At 70.3% G+C, this 16697-nt stretch carries 18 protein-coding genes; 4 read left to right on the top strand and 14 right to left on the bottom strand.

Features of this window, described 5'->3' with window-relative positions:
* Positions 1-169: 169 nt before the first annotated feature.
* The 13 genes from DEJ35_RS02980 to DEJ35_RS02920 form a co-directional block, all read right to left on the bottom strand.
* Entirely contained in the window at positions 170-1504 is a 1335-nt protein-coding gene (locus DEJ35_RS02980) for an ATP-dependent RecD-like DNA helicase (protein ID WP_110858677.1), read from the bottom strand.
* Positions 1501-3525 (bottom strand): cytochrome c oxidase assembly protein, encoded by a 2025-nt coding sequence (locus DEJ35_RS02975; protein WP_111123542.1) that lies wholly within the window; start codon positions 3523-3525, stop codon positions 1501-1503. The genes DEJ35_RS02980 and DEJ35_RS02975 overlap by 4 nt, the downstream gene beginning before the upstream one ends.
* A gap of 193 nt (positions 3526-3718) precedes the next feature.
* On the bottom strand, positions 3719-4006 hold the full coding sequence (locus DEJ35_RS02970; RefSeq protein WP_017886454.1) for an HU family DNA-binding protein: 288 nt from the start codon (positions 4004-4006) through the stop codon (positions 3719-3721).
* Positions 4007-4296: 290 nt separating this feature from the next.
* Complete coding sequence (gene rpsN / locus DEJ35_RS02965) at positions 4297-4602, bottom strand: 30S ribosomal protein S14 (protein ID WP_017886455.1); 306 nt, start codon at positions 4600-4602, stop codon at positions 4297-4299.
* Positions 4603-4604: 2 nt separating this feature from the next.
* The gene (gene rpmG / locus DEJ35_RS02960; protein WP_017886456.1) at positions 4605-4775 is read right to left on the bottom strand and encodes a 50S ribosomal protein L33; all 171 of its coding nucleotides are present in this window, start codon (positions 4773-4775) and stop codon (positions 4605-4607) included.
* Positions 4775-5011: a 50S ribosomal protein L28 gene (gene rpmB, locus DEJ35_RS02955; RefSeq protein ID WP_027464952.1), complete on the bottom strand. Its 237-nt coding sequence runs from the start codon at positions 5009-5011 to the stop codon at positions 4775-4777. The genes rpmG and rpmB overlap by 1 nt, the downstream gene beginning before the upstream one ends.
* Positions 5012-5312: 301 nt before the next feature.
* Entirely contained in the window at positions 5313-6797 is a 1485-nt protein-coding gene (locus DEJ35_RS02950; protein WP_110858675.1) for a lipase maturation factor family protein, read from the bottom strand.
* Positions 6798-6865: 68 nt separating this feature from the next.
* On the bottom strand, positions 6866-7561 hold the full coding sequence (locus tag DEJ35_RS02945) for an alpha/beta fold hydrolase (RefSeq protein WP_111123543.1): 696 nt from the start codon (positions 7559-7561) through the stop codon (positions 6866-6868).
* 10 nt (positions 7562-7571) lie between these two features.
* A complete protein-coding gene (locus DEJ35_RS02940) occupies positions 7572-7997 on the bottom strand; it encodes a Fur family transcriptional regulator (RefSeq protein ID WP_027464954.1) in 426 nt (141 codons plus the stop codon).
* Positions 7994-8932: a metal ABC transporter permease gene (locus DEJ35_RS02935; protein ID WP_111123544.1), complete on the bottom strand. Its 939-nt coding sequence runs from the start codon at positions 8930-8932 to the stop codon at positions 7994-7996. The genes DEJ35_RS02940 and DEJ35_RS02935 overlap by 4 nt, the downstream gene beginning before the upstream one ends.
* Positions 8932-9777, bottom strand: coding sequence for a metal ABC transporter ATP-binding protein (locus DEJ35_RS02930; RefSeq protein ID WP_110858928.1), 846 nt, complete (start codon positions 9775-9777; stop codon positions 8932-8934). The genes DEJ35_RS02935 and DEJ35_RS02930 overlap by 1 nt, the downstream gene beginning before the upstream one ends.
* 47 nt (positions 9778-9824) lie before the next feature.
* Positions 9825-10736: a metal ABC transporter solute-binding protein, Zn/Mn family gene (locus tag DEJ35_RS02925; protein WP_111123545.1), complete on the bottom strand. Its 912-nt coding sequence runs from the start codon at positions 10734-10736 to the stop codon at positions 9825-9827.
* 128 nt (positions 10737-10864) lie between these two features.
* A complete protein-coding gene (locus DEJ35_RS02920) occupies positions 10865-12133 on the bottom strand; it encodes a PTS transporter subunit EIIC (protein WP_110858671.1) in 1269 nt (422 codons plus the stop codon).
* Between the two features lie 178 nt (positions 12134-12311).
* Here DEJ35_RS02920 and DEJ35_RS02915 point away from each other — a divergent pair, with 178 nt between their 5' ends.
* On the top strand, positions 12312-12548 hold the full coding sequence (locus tag DEJ35_RS02915; protein WP_017886464.1) for a PTS transporter subunit EIIB: 237 nt from the start codon (positions 12312-12314) through the stop codon (positions 12546-12548).
* The gene (locus DEJ35_RS02910) at positions 12545-12997 is read left to right on the top strand and encodes a glucose PTS transporter subunit IIA (RefSeq protein ID WP_110858670.1); all 453 of its coding nucleotides are present in this window, start codon (positions 12545-12547) and stop codon (positions 12995-12997) included. The genes DEJ35_RS02915 and DEJ35_RS02910 overlap by 4 nt, the downstream gene beginning before the upstream one ends.
* A 76-nt stretch (positions 12998-13073) precedes the next feature.
* On the opposite strand, the gene DEJ35_RS02905 is transcribed toward DEJ35_RS02910, so the two are convergent.
* Positions 13074-13808 carry a GntR family transcriptional regulator gene (locus tag DEJ35_RS02905; RefSeq protein ID WP_017886466.1) on the bottom strand — a complete coding sequence of 245 codons (735 nt, stop codon included), beginning with the start codon at positions 13806-13808 and terminating at the stop codon, positions 13074-13076.
* Positions 13809-14033: 225 nt separating this feature from the next.
* Here DEJ35_RS02905 and DEJ35_RS02900 point away from each other — a divergent pair, with 225 nt between their 5' ends.
* On the top strand, positions 14034-16061 hold the full coding sequence (locus tag DEJ35_RS02900; RefSeq protein WP_111192022.1) for a hypothetical protein: 2028 nt from the start codon (positions 14034-14036) through the stop codon (positions 16059-16061).
* Positions 16058-16696: an ABC transporter ATP-binding protein gene (locus DEJ35_RS02895; RefSeq protein ID WP_111123547.1), complete on the top strand. Its 639-nt coding sequence runs from the start codon at positions 16058-16060 to the stop codon at positions 16694-16696. Before DEJ35_RS02900 ends, DEJ35_RS02895 begins: the two co-directional genes overlap by 4 nt.
* The last annotated feature ends 1 nt before the right edge of the window (position 16697 follow it).

Here is a 16697-nt window from a genome sequence, read left to right as displayed (position 1 = left end):
GTCACGACTCCCCGCTCAGGTCCGCCGGCCGGTCACGAACCGTCGGCCGTGGGACCGCGGAGCGACGAAACACGACCGCTCGAGGCGGGGCCGACGGGGAGTCGTGACCGCTCCACCGCGCCGTGGGGGGCGCTCGAACGGCGGCGCGGGCAGCCGCAGGTCGGACGCGTCAGTCGGCGTCGGGCTCGGCGTCGGGCTCGGCGTCGGGCTGCTTCTTCGGGGCCTCGAGCTCGGTGGCGACGATGCGAGGTGCCTCGGACATGAAGCGCCGGACGTCCAGGTCCACGATGATGTCCTGCGGCCGGAGCGGACGGGTGAGGAACAACCCCTCGAGCGAGGTCAGCCGCGACAGCGCCACGTAGGTCTGGCCCGCGCTGAACACCCGGTTGCCGAGGTCGACCACGGCCCGGTCGTAGGTGCTGCCCTGCGACTTGTGGATGGTCACGGCCCAGGCGAGCCGGAGCGGGAACTGCTGGAACTCCCCGACGGTGTCCTTCTTGAGTTCCTTCTTGTCCGCGTCGTACGAGTACTTGAACTTCTCCCACACCGACGGTTGAACCTCGAACGACTCACCGTCGACGTCGACCCACACGGTGTCGCGGATGGCCGTCACGATGCCCAGGGTGCCGTTCACCCAGCGCTGGTCGGCGTCGTTGCGCAGGAACATCACGTGCGCGCCGGGCTTCAGCTCGAGGGCTTCGTCGGCCGGGAAGTTCCGTCCGCCGAAGTCGCCGTTGACGTCGGCCTTGGCGGTCTTCACCTTGCCGGGCAGCCGCTCGAGGGCCGCCTTGTTGATCCGGGCGACCGTGTCGTTGCGGGTCGCCAGGGTGATGGCGTCGTCCGGGGCCGGACGTGCCCCGGCGGTGTTGAGCTGTTCGGCGATGTCCGCGGTGACCCGACCGTGCCGGACGGCGGTGAGCATCGCGGCGAAGGCGTCGTCGCGCTGCCGGTGCACCGTGGCGAGCTCGATGATGTTGAGCTCGGCCTCGAGCCACACCTTGGCGTCGAAGAACCACATCGACCGGTAGTGGTCGGTGAAGTAGGCGCGCTCGTCGGCGTCGCCGGGTACCGGGGGCAGCTGGTACGGGTCGCCGAACATCACGACCTGGACGCCGCCGAACGCCTCGAACTGCCGACCACGGGCCTTGCGGAGCGACCGGTCCATGCCGTCGAGCAGGTCAGCGTTGACCATCGACACCTCGTCGATGACCAGGGTGTCGATCGTGTTGAGGAGCTTGCGGGTGTCCGGGCCCTGCCGCAGCTCGGCGTCGGCGATGAGCCCGATCGGCAGCCGGAACAGGGAGTGGATCGTCTGGCCGCCGACGTTGAGCGCGGCGACCCCCGTCGGGGCGCAGATGACGACCTGCTTCTCGGTGTTCCAGGACAGGTGGTTGAGCAGCGTCGACTTGCCCGTGCCGGCCCGGCCGGTGATGAACACGTGGTCGCGGGTGTGCTCGATGTACTCGAAGACCGCGCGCTGTTCGTCGCTCAGCTCGATGCTCATCGGGCGTCCGCCCCGGGCGAGGGTTCGAGGTCGTCGCTGCCGTCGTCGAAGTCCAGGTCGTCCTGGTCGACACGGGCAGCGGCGCCGGCGGCGACGGTCTCACCGTTGGCAGCCGCGTCAACGGCGTCGACCGGGTCTCCCCCGTCACGCCGCAGCCGCACGAGCGCCACCACGACCACGACCACCAGGAGCAGCACCCCGGTGATGATCAGCACGAGGCCGGCCCGGGCCTGGTCGACGAGCGGATCCGGCCCCCACGTGCGGCCCATCGCGCCGAACCACGAGGCCTGCAGCAGCCCGAGCGGCCCGCGCATGGCGACCCCGAGGGAGACCGTGCCGGCCGCGATCACCACGGCCCCGACGATCCGGACGACCGCGGCAGCCGTGGTCGGACGACGGTGCCCGGCGGGGATCGGTGTGCAGAGCGTCGGGACGGCCAGCAGCCCGACCAGCAGGAACAGGGCGTCGCTGACGGTGCGGCCGGTGGGGTCGCTCACCGACCACCGGACGGCATCGGTGGCGAAGAAGGCCCACCACAGGGCCGCCGCGAGCAGGAACGCGGGGAACGGCTGCGCCAGGTACCGCACGGACGGGTGCTCGACGATGACGTCGGTCCACTCACGCACGCCCGTGCTGTCGTCGCCCCGGGGGTGCACGGCGACGCGGATCAGTGCGACGGGTGCCGCCGCCCACACCAGGGCGGGGACCACCAGGCCGAGCAGCACGTGGGCACCGACGTTCGCCGAGACGAGGAACCGGTCGTACTGGTGCAGCGAGCCCGAGGTCGCGACCACGAGGGACACGACCGCCAGGGCCGCGGCGATCGAGCGACGCGCCGGCCACCGCACGCCGCTCCGCCGCAGTCGCACGACGCCGGCCGCGTAGGTCGCAGCGAGCAGCACGGCGGCCATCAGCCAGAACAGGTCGATGTTCCACTGGGTCAGCCAGCCCCACGCACCGGGCGCGTGCGGCAGCAGGTCGTCGGTCAGGAGCTCCGCCGGGCTCGGGTCGGTGGTCTTGCTCAGGGCGATCTGGCCGACCGGCGTGGCGGTCCGTCCGAGTGCCGCGGCGAACCCCGACGCCACACCCATCACCGCGAGCTCGACGACGATGAGGGTCCAGAAGGGCCGCTGCCGACCGGGCGAGGTGGTCAGCGCACGGATGGCCCGACGGCGCTGCACCGCGCCGAGGACCCCCATGGCGACGATCGCACCGATCTTCACCAGGACGAGCGTGCCGTACGGGGTGAACAGGTTCGACAGCGCCCCGACGCGGATCTGCGCCGACGCGGTGCCCGAGACGGCGACGAGCACGAAGCAGCCGAGGGCGATGCTCGAGTACCGGGCCACCACCGCGGCCAGCCGGTCACCGGGCAGCACACCGCGCAGCAGCACGAGCATGACGAGCCCACCGACCCACAGCGCCGCACCGACCAGGTGCAGCCCCAGTGCCGTCACGGCGGCGTCGTGGCTGGCGGTGCCGGCGGCGTGGCCCTGCTGCGCGAGCGGGACGAGGCCGATCATCGAGACGCCGGCGGTCAGGGCGACCATGCCCCGCGAACGGACGGCGAAGCAGAGCACCGTGACGGCCGCGGCGACGAGGACGGTCACGAGCCAGGCGAGCCCGAGCTCCGTGCCGGTGAGGAAGACCCCCATCGACTGCCCGAACTGCTCGTCGATGCTGATGCGCGAACCGGCGACGCTGAGGAACGTGCAGAACGTGGCGACGGCCGACGCGACCGTCCAGACGCCACTGGCCCCGGCGGCGACGTCGATCGCGCGGTTCCACTCGGGGCCGGAGCGCGACAGGCCGATGGTCGCCAGCACGAGCCCACCGATCGTGGTGGCCGCGGACAGGTCGACGACGAGTCGGGCGATCGGCAGTCCGAAGCGGACGACGGGCCCCGGGTCGGCGATGAGTGCGGGGTTCGCGCCCCCGCCGATGACGAGTGCCGTGAGCAGCGCCACGAACCCGACGAGCAGGAGCACGGCGGGACCGGCGATGCGCGCGATCCGATTCACCCGTCAAGCCTAGGCGGTGCCCACCCGGCCGACGGACGGGGCAGGCCGATCTGTGCAGACCGGCACGGGCCTCCAGGCAGGACGCGCGCACCTGGCGCACGCACGCGGGCTCGCCCGAGCAGACGTCCACGGACGCACCGGGGAACGACGAAAGGGACGGCCGAAGCCGTCCCTCCCGATGCGTGGAACAGTCTTACTTGACCGCAGCCTTGAGCTTCGAGCCGGCGCTGACCTTGACCGAGTCGCTCGCGGCGATCTCGATGGCGTCACCCGTCTGCGGGTTGCGGCCGGTGCGGGCGGCGCGGTGCGTCTTCTCGAAGGCGATCCAACCGGGGATCGTGACCTTCGTGCCGTCCGCGACGGACGACGAGACGACGCTGAAGAGCGCGTCGACGACGCCGTTGACGGTGGCCTGGCTCTGGCCGGACTCAGCGGCGACGGCAGCGACGAGCTCGGTGCGGTTCAGTGACTTGTCAGCCATGGATGTCCTCCTCGGACTTCTTGCAGTATCGGTCGGACGCACGTGTCGTCCGGCGCCCGGAGCGGTTGCCCCGTGCCACGGTGCCAGTGGGCCGAGGGCCCGGCGGAACCGGAGTTGAACCTACCAGCCGCCGGGGGTGAAAACCGCCGACTCGCCCGGATTTCCGGGGTTGTCGGGGCTCCGAGGGGGTGCTGGAGGGGCAGATGTGACGAATGACGGCTCGCATGTACCCCGTACACAGCGAACGCCCCGCCACCAGGAGGTGACGGGGCGTCGTGTACTGCGAGTGCTTACCAGGAGCTCTTCGTGATGCCGGGGAGCTCGCCGCGGTGGGCCATGTCACGGAAGCGGACACGGCTGATGCCGAACTCACCGAGGTGGCCACGGGGGCGGCCGTCGATGGCGTCGCGGTTGCGGTACCGGATGGGCGATGCGTCGCGGGGCAGCTTCTGCAGGCCCACGCGGGCGGCCTCACGCGACTCGTCGGTGCCGTTCGGGTCCACGAGGGCCTTCTTCAGCTCGAGACGACGCTCGGCGTAGCGCGCGATGATGACGGCACGCTGGTTGTTCTTCGCGATCTTGCTCTTCTTCGCCATGCTTAGCGCTCCTCACGGAAGTCGACGTGCTTGCGGATCACCGGGTCGTACTTCTTCAGCACGAGTCGGTCGGGGTTGTTCCGACGGTTCTTCTTGGTCACGTAGGTGAACCCGGTGCCCGCCGTCGAGCGGAGCTTGATGATCGGACGGATGTCCTGACCCTTTTTCGCCATCAGATCTTCTCCCCACGGGCGAGGAGATCCTTGACGACGGACTCGATGCCACGTGCGTCGATCACCTTGATGCCCTTCGCGCTGAGCGTGAGCGTGACGTTACGACGAAGCGAGGGCACGTAGTACGTCTTCTTCTGCACGTTCGGGTCGAAGCGACGCTTCGTCCGGCGGTGCGAGTGCGAGATGTTGTGACCGAAGCCGGGAACGGCGCCGGTCACCTGGCACACTGCTGCCATGGTTTCCTCCTGAGGTACCGTGCGACCGGACGGCCGCACCCAAGTTCACTTGCCTGGTGCACACGCGCACTGCCACCGGGGTGGCCGTGCGAGGGGGTTGTGTGCACCGCCCAGGTCCGCATCACCTGTCGAAGGAGAGCCGGACACCGCGCGACCGCGGCGTTCGCGACGGTCGGAGGGCTTGGAACAACGGGTCCGCCGCGCGGACGCGGAGAACCAGGGGTCCACGTTACGCGAGGACCGGGCGTGTCGCAAGCCGGGCCTCCAGGCCTGGAGGCCCGTGGCGGCCGGACAGGGCCCCTCACGCACCAGCGTGGTCGCCCTCACCGCCCGCACGACGGCGCGGGAGCCCGACCGGTGCCATGAGCAGGTACCGCTCCCGCCGGATCCAGTACAGGCCCGTCTCCCGCCGCTCCGCCCGGGTGGCGAACCGGTAGTGGAACATCCGCGCACGGACCCAGCGCGGCGGTTCCCCGTCGAACGGGTCGTGGGCGAGCAGCCGCAGCGTGGGCCGGTCGGCCTCGAGCAGCCGCACGACGAACACCCGGAACCACCGGTCGTCGGCGCCGAGGGCCAGGAACCACATCAGCCAGTCGAGCCGCAGGTGGTACGGCGCGAACTGGCCGGGCCGACGCCTCGGGTCGCCCGGCTTGCCGCGGAACTCGTACGGTTGCCAGTCCTCGTCGGACGGGTCCTCGGCCAGGGTCCCCTCGACGACGACCTCGTCGCGCTGCTGCGTCACGCTGCCGAAGGCACCGTAGGCGTTCGCCAGGTGCCACCGGTTGAACGAGGCGTTCATCAGCTGCCGCCGAGACACCAGGTTCTTCGCGGCCGGCCAGGACAACCACGCGAGCAGCACCCCGACGGCGACCGTCACCGCGACGAAGGAGACCGGCGTCGCGGTCGGCCCGGCGTCGACGGAGTCGTGCAGCCAGGGCAGCACCGCCGCCACCGACCGGTCGTCGATCGCGGCGAAGGTCAGGACGAGGGTGATCCAGTTCAGCCAGGCGAAGTTGCCGGAGACCACCAGCCAGAGCTGGGTGAGCAGGACGAGGGCGGCGGCGATCGACGCCACGGGCTGCGGCGCGAAGAGGAAGAACGGCACGACCAGCTGCACGAAGTGGCTGCCGAGCGTCTCGAACCGGTGCACGGGGCGGGGCAGCAGGTGGGCCGTCCGCGACATCGGGTTCGGCATCGGCTGCGTCTCGTGGTGGTAGTACAGCGCCGTCAGGTCGCGCCAGGAGCGGTCCCCGCGCATCTTGATCATGCCGGCACCGAACTCGAGCCGGAACACCAGCCAGCGCAGCGCGACGAGCACGACGATCGGCGGCGCGACGTCGTCGGAGCCGAGGAACGCGACGGTGAACAGCGCCTCGACCAGCAGGGACTCCCACCCGAAGGCCCAGAAGGTCTGCCCGACGTCGGAGATCGACAGGTACGCCAGCCAGAGCAGCAGGAAGCACAGCATCGGCACCCACCACGGGGCCCGTTGCGGGACCCCGACGACCAGGGCGAAGGACACCACCGCTCCCCCGCCGGCGAGCAGCCGCAACCGGTTGTCGGTGTAGCGCCACCACCGCCAGACCACCGGCAGTCGGCGGGCGTACGGGCGCTCCATGAACCGGGGCACCGGGAGCAGGCCGTGTTCCCCGACGAGCACCGGGAACTGGGCGAGGGCGGACAGGAAGGCGAGGCAGGCGATCGCCGCGACGCCGCGCTGCACCACGAACCGGGCGACGTCGTAGTCGGACGCGCCCGCCCACTGCGTCCAGGCTGCGAGGTCCACGGGCGGGACGCTACGCCGGGCGGGCTGCGGCTCGTCTCGGCGTCTCGGCGTCTCATCGGACGCGTCGCCTACGGCGCCTGCGTCGGTTTGGGCGCCAGCGCCTGCACCATCAGCTCCCCGAGCTGCTGCGGCGCCGTGAACATCGGCCAGTGGCCGGTCTCGAGCCCGACGATGGAGAGTTCCTCGGTCGCGACGAGCTCGGCCGCCCAGGCCTGGTGGTCCGCCACCATCGCCAGCAGCTCGGCGGCGGGGATCTCGCAGGTGATGATCGTCGCGGGGATCGTGTGCCGTGCCGCGTCGGCGTAGTGGAACCGGTCCGACGGCACCGAGGCCGGCTCGGGGATCGCCCGGTGCTCGACGTCCTGCCGGACCTCGGGCGTCATGCCCCGGACGGTGGCGGGTTCCCAGATGTCCCACGACGGCAGCGGCACGACCCCGTCGACCACGGGCAGCTCGTCGTTGACGCACCCGCCCTCGGGCCCCGGGAACGTGTCGACGTAGAGCAGGTGCGCGACGAGCGACGGGCGCTGGTCGGCGGCCATGTACGCGATCGGCCCCGCACCCGAGTGTCCGGCGAGCACGACGGGTTCGTCCGCGGACGCGACGTCGTCCAGGATCGCGACCAATGCGGCGACCTGCTCGTCGAGCGTGTCGCCGTCGCGCGTCACCGCCTGCACCGAGTGCCCGGCCTCGCGGAGCACCGGGGCGACGTCGTCCCACGCGCTCGCGTCGAGCCAGAACCCGGGGACCAGGATGACGTGCATGCGGGGCAGGTTACTCGTCGGTGGCGGCGGTCGCGCGGGCTGCCGTGCAGACGGCGCACTCGCCGAAGATGTCGACGACGTGGCTGGCGTTGGTGAACCCGTTGGCGGCGGCGACGTCCTGCGCCCACTGCTCCACCGGGTCCGCCTCGATCTCGACGGTCCGGCCGCAGTTCCGGCAGATCAGGTGGTGGTGGTGCGCGTCCGTCGTGCACGCCCGGTACAGCGATTCGCCGTCCTGCTGCAACGAGTCGGCGTCGCCCTCGGTGGCCAGGTCGGCGAGCGCCCGGTAGACCGTGGCCAGACCGATGGTCGAGCCCTCGTCCCGCAGGTGCTGGTGCAGCGCCTGCGCACTGACGAACCCCTCGGTGGAGTCGAGGGCACCGCGCACCGCTTCGCGCTGCCACGTGTTCCGCTTGGTCTTCTGCACGGCGTTCATGCTGACACCTCTTCCTTCCGACCGGCTGTCGACGTCGTCCCTGCCTGGAGGCCCGGCTCGCCCCCGCCACGCTGGTTCCGGCCGGCGACGCGGTTGCGTCCCCGCCTGTCGCGTCGCGACCCGATGATCCGGCAGACCACCCAGATCGCGAACGAGATCGTCGTCACGTACGGGCTGATCGGCAGGCCGCCACCCAGTGCGAGCAGGATGCCACCGACGACCGACGTCACCGCGAACACCGTCGACAGCACCGGCACGACGACCGGGTGCGAGCTGAGGCGCAGGGCGGCCGCCGCCGGGGTGACGAGCAGGGACAGCACGAGCAACGCACCGACGATCTGCACCGACACGGCGGTGGCCAGTCCGAGCACGAGCATGAACACGATCGCGAGGGTGCGCACCGGGATCCCCGCCGCCGCAGCGACGTCGGGGTCGACCGAGGCGAACATCAGCGGGCGCCAGATGACGAGCAGCGTCGCCACGACGATCGCGGCGACCACGATCAGGAAGGTCAGCTGCGGGTTGTCGACCGAGACGATCTGCCCGGTGAGCAACCCGAACTTGTTGGCGGCCCGGCCCTTGTAGAGCGCCAGGCAGAGGATGCCGAGCCCGAGTCCGAACGGCATGAGGACGGCGATGATCGAGTTGCGTTCCCGGGCACGCGACCCGAGGACGCCGATGAGCAGGGCGGCGATCACCGACCCGACGAGTGAGCCGGAGACGACGTTCACCCCGAGCAGCAGCGAGGCACTGGCCCCGGCGAACGAGAGCTCCGAGATGCCGTGCACGGCGAACGGCATGTTCCGGGCGACGACGAACGGGCCGATGAGCCCGCCGACGATGCCGAGCACCGCGCCGGCCCAGATCGAGTTCTGCACCAGCGCGAGGAGCTGGCCGTAGTCCTGGAACGAGAAGACGGTCGACAGCACGTCCATCAGATCCGCCCCTCGTCCGGCTGGTCGGCGTGCGGGTCGACCTCGCCCGGGTGGTGCTCGTGGGCCTCGTTCGCCCCGACGATGACGATGCGCCCCATGGTGCGGACGACGTCGACGGGCGTGCCGTACAGGTCGCTCAGGACGTCGGCTCGCAGGACCTCGTCCGGTGAACCGATCCGGAACCGACCCCCGGCGATGTAGAGCACCCGGTCGACGACGTCGAGGATCGGGTTCACGTCGTGCGTCACGAAGAGCACGGCGGCCTCGCGCTGCCGGCGCTCGCGGTCGATGAGCTCGGTGATCCCGCGCTGGTGCCGCAGGTCGAGCGAGATGAGGGGTTCGTCGCACAGCAGCAGGGCGGGGTCGGCGGCGATGGCCTGCCCGACGCGGGTGCGCTGCTGCTCGCCGCCGGAGAGCTCGGCGACGGGGGCGTCCGCGAAGGCGGTGGCGCCGACCTCGTCGAGGACCCGGTCGATGCGCATCCGGTCCGACTTCGACGCGCGTCGGATGCCCCACCGGTGCCCGGTCACGCCCTGGGCGATCATGTCCCGCGCGCGCAGGGGCGTCCCCGCCTCCATCAGACGCTGCTGCGGGATGTAGCCGATCTTCCGGTGGCCGCGGTGCACCGGCTGCCCGAGGAACGACATCGTGCCGCTCGTCAGCCGCTGCTGCCCGAGGACGGTACGGAGCAGTGAGGTCTTGCCGGCGCCGTTCGGGCCGAGGACCGCGACGAACTCCCCCGGCGCGAGGTCGAGGTCGAGGCCTGCCCAGAGCTTCCGGGCGCCGTAGGACAACCCGGCATCGCGGAGCGCGAGGACGGGACGAGCCGCAGCCCGGTCGTCCACCGTGGTGGTCGCCGGGCCGTGGGTCGCCGCTGCTGCGGTCGAGGTCGTCACTTCTGGAGCGCTGCCTTCACCGCGTCGATGTTCGCCTGCTGCCACGAGACGTAATCCTGCCCCTTGGGGAGCGTCTCCGTGACACCGACGACGGGGACGTCGTTCTGCTCGGCCGCCTTCTGGACCTGTTCGGTCTCGGGGCTCGACGCCTGGTTGTTGTAGGCGAGCAGCTGCACGCGCTTGCCGGTGAACAGCGCGAGGGTGTCGCGGAGGGCCGCCGGCGGGACGTCGTCGCCTTCCTCGATGGCCTCGGAGAAGTCCGGCGGGGTCTCGTTCTCGAGCCCCATCGCGTCGAACAGGTACCCGGGCACCGGCTCGGTGTACGCCACCTTGTCGCCGGAGTCCTGCTTCTTGACGGCGTCGGTCTGGGACTCGAGGTCCTCGAGCTTGGTGGTGAGCGTGGCGGCGTTCTTCTCGAAGGCGTCCTTGCCGCTCTCGTCGAGCGCGCCGAGGTCCTTCGTGACCGCCTCGACCAGCTTCACCATCGTCGGGTAGCTGTAGAAGACGTGCTCGTTGAACTCGGCGTTCCCGCCCTCGTCGAGGCCGGAGAGCTTCACGACGTTGATCGTGTCGGCCTTGGTGTCCGAGGCGTTCGCGAGCGTCGTCATGAAGTCGTCGTACCCGCCACCGTTCTCGATGAGCAGGTCGGCCTTGGAAACGGAGAGCTGCGTGCGGGCGCTCGACTCGAACGAGTGCGGGTCCTGCGACGGGTCGCTCAGGATGCTCGTCACGGTGACGGCGTCGCCACCGATGGTCTTCACGATCGAGCCGTAGACGTTGGTGGAGGCGACGACGTTGATCGTGCCGTCACCGCTGGCCTCCCCCGAGGCGGACGAGGTGGCGCACCCGGTCAGGGCGAGCGCGGCGGCGCCGGCGACGAGCGGGAGGGCGAGGAGGCGGTTGTGCATGGCACGACGCTAACGCCTACTGATAACGATTGTCAAAACCGCTATGAGCGCTCTCAGCGCGACCGGGAGACGGACGGGAGGCCCGGTGCCAGCTGGCACCGGGCCTCCCGTTCGAACGACGCTCGCGTCTACGGCTTGGTGGCCGCGTCGATCGTGTTCTCGGCGATCGTGTCCTCTTCACGCCCGGGGGTGCGGAGGTTCCACTTCTTGATCACGAAACTGAACAGGAAGTAGTAGACGACCGCGTAGCCGAGGCCGATCGGGATGAGCCAGATCGCCCCGTCCGCCTTGCCGAAGTTCAGCACGTAGTCGATCGCACCGGCCGAGAACGAGAATCCGTCGTGGATCCCGAGGGCGTTCACCAGGGCGAGCGAGGTGCCCGTGAGCACCGCGTGGATGACGTACAGCGGGAACGCCACGAACATGAACGAGTACTCGAGCGGCTCGGTGATGCCGGTCACGAATGAGGTGAGGGCGGCGGAGAGCATGATGCCGCCGACGAGCTTGCGGTTCTGCGGCTTCGCGTTGCGCCAGATCGCCAGGGCACCGGCGGGCAGCGCGAACATCATGATCGGGAAGAAGCCGGTCATGAACGTGCCGGCCGTCGGGTCGCCAGCGAGGAACCGGTTCACGTCGCCGTGCACGGCGAGGCCGTCCGCGCCGGTGAAGCTGCCGAGCTGGAACCACGGGAAGAAGTTGAGCAGCTGGTGCAGGCCGACGGGGATGAGCATGCGGTTCGCGAACCCGAAGATGCCACCACCGATGACGGCGTTGTCCGCGACGGCCTGACCGGCTGCGGTGAGCGCGATGTCGAAGTAGCGGTACACGAAGGACATCAGGACCGCGATCACGAGACCGGCGGCTGCGGTCATGATCGGCACCAGACGGCGACCCGAGAAGAACCCGAGGAAGTCGGGCATCTTCGTGCGGTGGAACTTCTCCCACAGCACGGCGGAGACGAGACCCATCACGATGCCGCCGAGGACACCGAAGTTGATGGTGGCAGGGTTGCCGGCGGCGTCCTTCACCCCGTCGAGCACGATCGGCGACATGGCGGCGAACACCTGGTACATGACCATGTAGCCGACGACGGCCGCGAGCGCGGTCGTGCCGTCGGACTTCTTGGCCCAGCCGATCGCGATGCCGACCGCGAAGAGCAGCGGAAGCCATGTGAACACGGCCTGTCCGGCGGCCGCGATGATGGTCGCGCCCTGCTCGAAGCCGGGGATCGCACCGAGCATGTCGGACTGGCCGAGGCGGAGCAGGATGCCCGCGGCAGGCATGACCGCGATCGGCAGGAGCAGGCTCCGTCCGAGTCGCTGGGCGTTCGCGAAGAACCTGGACTGCTTCTTCTTCGGCTTCTTCTCCGGCACATCCGTGGCAGTGGTGGCGCTCATCGGAGGTCCTCTCGTCATTGGGTGGAGCTGTCGGGGTGAGTTGAGTCGTGCAGCCAGCGCAGGTAACCTCGGCGGTGTCGCCAGGTCCGGTCCTGTCCGGTCATGACCAGTTCCGTAGTCTGATCCGCGAGCGGTCCGGTGTCAACCTGCGACGCAAACCCTTAACGAGGAGGAAACGATGGCCGACATCAAGGCAGCCGACATCATCGCCGCACTCGGCGGTGCCGAGAACATCGAAGAGGTCGAGGGCTGCATCACGCGCCTCCGCGTCGAGGTCGAGGACGGGGACCTGGTCGACAAGGCTGCCCTGCAGGCCGCCGGGGCCCAGGCCGTCGTCGGTGGTGGCACCGGCTGGCAGGTCATCGTCGGCACGGTCGCCGACAACCTCGCGCAGGACATCCAGGACGAACTGTGACCGTCGTCCGCACCCCGTTCGGCGGCCCGGTCGTCGCCCTCGCCGACGTGCCCGACCCGGTGTTCGCCGGGCAGCTCGTCGGTGCCGGCGTCGCGGTCGACCCGACGGGCGTCGAGGGCGCGGTCACCGCGGTGGCCCCGGTCGACGGCACCATCGTGAAGCTGCACCCGCACGCGTTCGCGCTGCAGGGCACCGCGGGCACGGACATCTTGGTGCACGTCGGCATCGACACCGTGAAGCTCTCCGGCGAGGGCTTCGAGCTCCTCGCGACCGAGGGCGACACCGTCACCGCCGGTGACCCCGTCGTCCGGTTCACCCCCTCGGTGATCTCGGCAGCCGGGTACTCGCCGATCTGCCCGGTCGTCGTGCTCGGTTCGACGCCGGACAGCGTCGACCAGGGGACGGTGGGCACCACGGTGCTCGACGGCGACACCCTCTTCGAGGTCTGAGGGGTCTTCCTCGCCAGAGCGACTGTGTGCTGCGGAACACCCGCAGCACACAGTCGCTTTCGCGTTGCTGGGCGGACTACGCGACCGCGGGGGTCGCGGTGACCTCCATCTGCACCCGGTAGCGGTCCGAGCGGTACCAGCTCCGGGTGTGCTCCACGGGGCGCTCCCCCGCGTACGACACCCGGTCGAACTCGAGCACCGGCGCTCCGGTCTTCGTCCCGAGCAACGTCGCGACGTCGTCGGCCGCCGGGTTCGCCGCGACGGTCTGCTGCGCGCGGTCGATCGGGGTGCCGTACTCCGTGGCGATGATCGAGTACACCGACCCGGAAAGGTCGTGGTCGAGCAGGCCCGGGAACGCGTCGGCCACGAGCCAGGCGTCGTCGATCGAGACCGGGGCGCCGTCGGCCATCCGCAGGCGCTTCACGTGGAAGGCCGGCACGTCCGGATCGATCCGCAGGGCCGCGGCGGTGTCGGCCGGCGGCACGCGTTCCTCGCGCACGAGCACCACGGTCGTCGGCTCGTGCCCCATCGCCCGCATCTCCTCGGTGAACGAGGCGAGGTGCAGCGTCGACTGCACCGGCCGGTGCGCGACGAAGGTGCCCTTGCCGCGGACGCGCTCGAGGTACCCCTCGTTGACGAGCTGCCCGAGCGCTTCACGCACGGTGATCCGGGAGACGCCGTACTCGGCGATGAGCTGGCGTTCGGACGGGATCGCGGCGCCGGGAGCCAGCCGTGTGGTGACGAGGTCGAGCAGGATGCGCCGCAACTGCTGGTGCTTCGGTTCGGCACCCTCGGTGATGCGGCTCGTCATGCGTCCCTCGTGCTCCGTTGCTGGTCCTGGGCGGTGGTCATGCGCGGACATGACCAGTTCCCATCACAGTAGCGAGTCAGGCCGGGAAGACCAACGTCGGTCGTCGCGGTCGCCATGGCGCATGCATTTCACATTCTTGACATCAGTGGTGCGCCGCTGCCACGATCGGTCGAGCCTCGGGCGGTCTCGAGCGACCGCCCGCTCCCGCTCGCCGCAAGGGGGACCATGAACATCCGATCGGTGACGCTCGCCTACTTCGTGCCGCCCCTCCTGGCCTCCGTTCTGGGCTTCATCGGCCTGGCGCAGGTCAGCGAAGCCGGCATCGTGGGCGCCTCGTCCGTGGTGACCGCTGCCGCCGGCGCTGAGACCAGATCGAACCAGCGGGTCGCGATCGCACTCGAGCAGGTCGCCGAGGCCGAGCACGCGACGATCGCCCGGGTGGTGGCGGACCGTGAAGCTCCGACGACGCGCCGCGTGGCGCTCGTCACCGACGCTCCCTCGAGCCGCGGAGCCGGCTGGCTCCTCGACGGGTACGAGGACTTCACGAGATCGATGGTCACCACCGTCCGTCCGATGTCGGAACTCGACCAGTTCGACCCGACCGGCTCGTACTCGGTCTTCGGGGACGACGATGCGCGGCGAGCCGTCGTGAGCGCACTGGCAGACGCCGGGTACGAGGTCAGCGAGGAGCGCGTGCCGCTCCTGCAACGCATCGGCGTCACCGACGGCTTGGATCAGACCCTGGCCCTGGTCGGAGCACTGGTCTCGGGATGCGTGGCGCTCTGCCTGATGACGACCGTCGGGGCCCCTCGCCGCAGCGCAGTCCGCCGACTGCACGGAGACTCCACAGCCGCCATCGTGATCCAGGAGCTGGCTGAGCTCCGGACCGCCATGCTCGTCACCGTCATCGGGGTACCCGTCGCAGCCACCGGGCTCTGGTTCTACAACGGGCTCACTTCGGCGGCGACCCTCGCCGCCGCGATCTCCGTGTTCTGCGTGGGGCTGCTCGCACCGGTCGTCGTCGCGCACACGATCGGCACGGTGGTCGCGTGTCGACAGCCGTTGGCCGCCGCACTGCGGGGCGCTCGACCAGCGGGCGCGCTCCTGCTCGTCGCACAGATCGCACGGGTGCCCGCGCTCCTGTTGCTCGTCGCGGCCGTCTTCGAACTGACCGGGGCAGTGACCACCGCACGACAGGGAACGGCAGAACGGGATCTTCGGGCGGCCGGTGACACCGTCCAGCTGTGGGTCACCCCGGATCCCCGCCCGGTCGAGGAGCAGGCCTACTGGGACCGCATCGGCGATTTCGCCGGTGGGGCGCTCGCGCGGCGTGATGCGTTCCTCGCCGCCGCGGTCGAGGTGTCGAGCGGCCGAGGGAAGTCGACGGTTCCTGCGCTCGTCGTCGACCAGGGCTACCTCGATCTGCAGGACGTCCGTTCCGCGGACGGGGCCCGCATCACCACCGACGGCGCGGAAATCGCCGTGTGGATGCCTGCCGACAGTGAGCTCTCCCGCGATCGGCTCGTCGAGGGTCTGACCGACTGGCAGTTGCGGGATGCACCCGACGCCCTCCTCGAGCACGTCACCGGTGGCACGCTGGCCCGCCAGCAGGTCTACTCGTACCCGGACGACGCGTCGTCGCGCGCGTGGCTCGACGACGCCGTGATCGTGGTCGTCCCCACGCCGGTCGACGTCTTCTCGGCCGATGAACTCGGATCGTGGTTGTCGACCGGAGACGTCGTCTTCACGTCCCGTGCTGCCGCCGGGCGGTCGATCGGCGCGTCGGGCATCCGCACCGAGTTCAGCGCGGTCGTCGCGGTGGGTCAGTCTGCGGCGGAACAGGCACGGCACGCAGCGACGACCGTGGCGGTCGGGACGGGCACCCTGGTCAGCACCCTCGCAGTCAGCGTCATGCTCGGGATGGTCGCCACGCTCGCGCACCGACGCCGTCACGGCCGTGCGCTGTTCGCGAAGTTCACCAGTGGCGTCTCGCCCGTCCGCACCGATGCTGGCCTGCTGACGATCGAAGCCGGTCTGGTCTCGATCTCCGCCATCGCCGTCGTCAACACCTGGTGGTCGCAACGCCCGGACGGGAGCGGGCTCAGATCGGCGCTCGACCCGGTGGCGCAGTCAGCCGGAGTCGCCGGGGCGATCGCACTCGTGGCGCTCGCGGCGGTGAGCGCCACGAGCCTCGTCGTCATGGCCGTCACGGCGCGGAGCACTGCACGCAACCGAGGGAGCGGATCACGATGATCGAGGTACGGAACGCATCGAAGCGTCGCGGAGGCCGCGCGCTGTGGCACGACCTGTCGTTCGAGGTGGCGGGGGGAGAGATCGTCGGCTTGGTCGGGCCGAGCGGCTGCGGGAAGTCGACGCTGCTCGACTGCATCGGGCACATCGATGCGCTCGACCTCGGCACGATCCGGATCAACGGAGAGTCAGCGGGTTCGAACGGGCGACGGGCTCGACTGATCCGGCGGCGCCACCTCGGGTACCTGTTCCAGGACTTCGGATTGGTGCCGGACATGACGGTCCAGTCGAACCTCGACGTGGTTCGCCTGCCAGACGGACGGCGGAGACACCGAGGCCTCCGGACGGGCGAGGCCCTGGACCGTGTCGGTCTGGCCGGACGCGGAACCGACCGGGTCCACGAACTCAGCGGCGGCGAGCAGCAACGGGTCGCGATGGCGCGACTCCTGGTGAAGCGTCCGTCGGTCATCCTCGCCGATGAACCGACGAGTGCCCTCGACGAGGACAACGCGGCGATGGTGCTCGACCTGCTGGGCGAGCTGGCGGCTGACGGAGCGGCCGTCCTGATCGCGACACATTCGTCGTCGGTCGAAGCGCGCGCCGCACGGAGCATCAGGCTCAGCGGACCCGCTGGCTGAC

Source organism: Curtobacterium sp. MCPF17_051 (assembly GCF_003234595.1).
Lineage (GTDB): Bacteria > Actinomycetota > Actinomycetes > Actinomycetales > Microbacteriaceae > Curtobacterium > Curtobacterium flaccumfaciens.
Note: the sequence above shows the minus strand (reverse complement) of the source record. Positions and strands in the feature narration are given on the sequence as shown.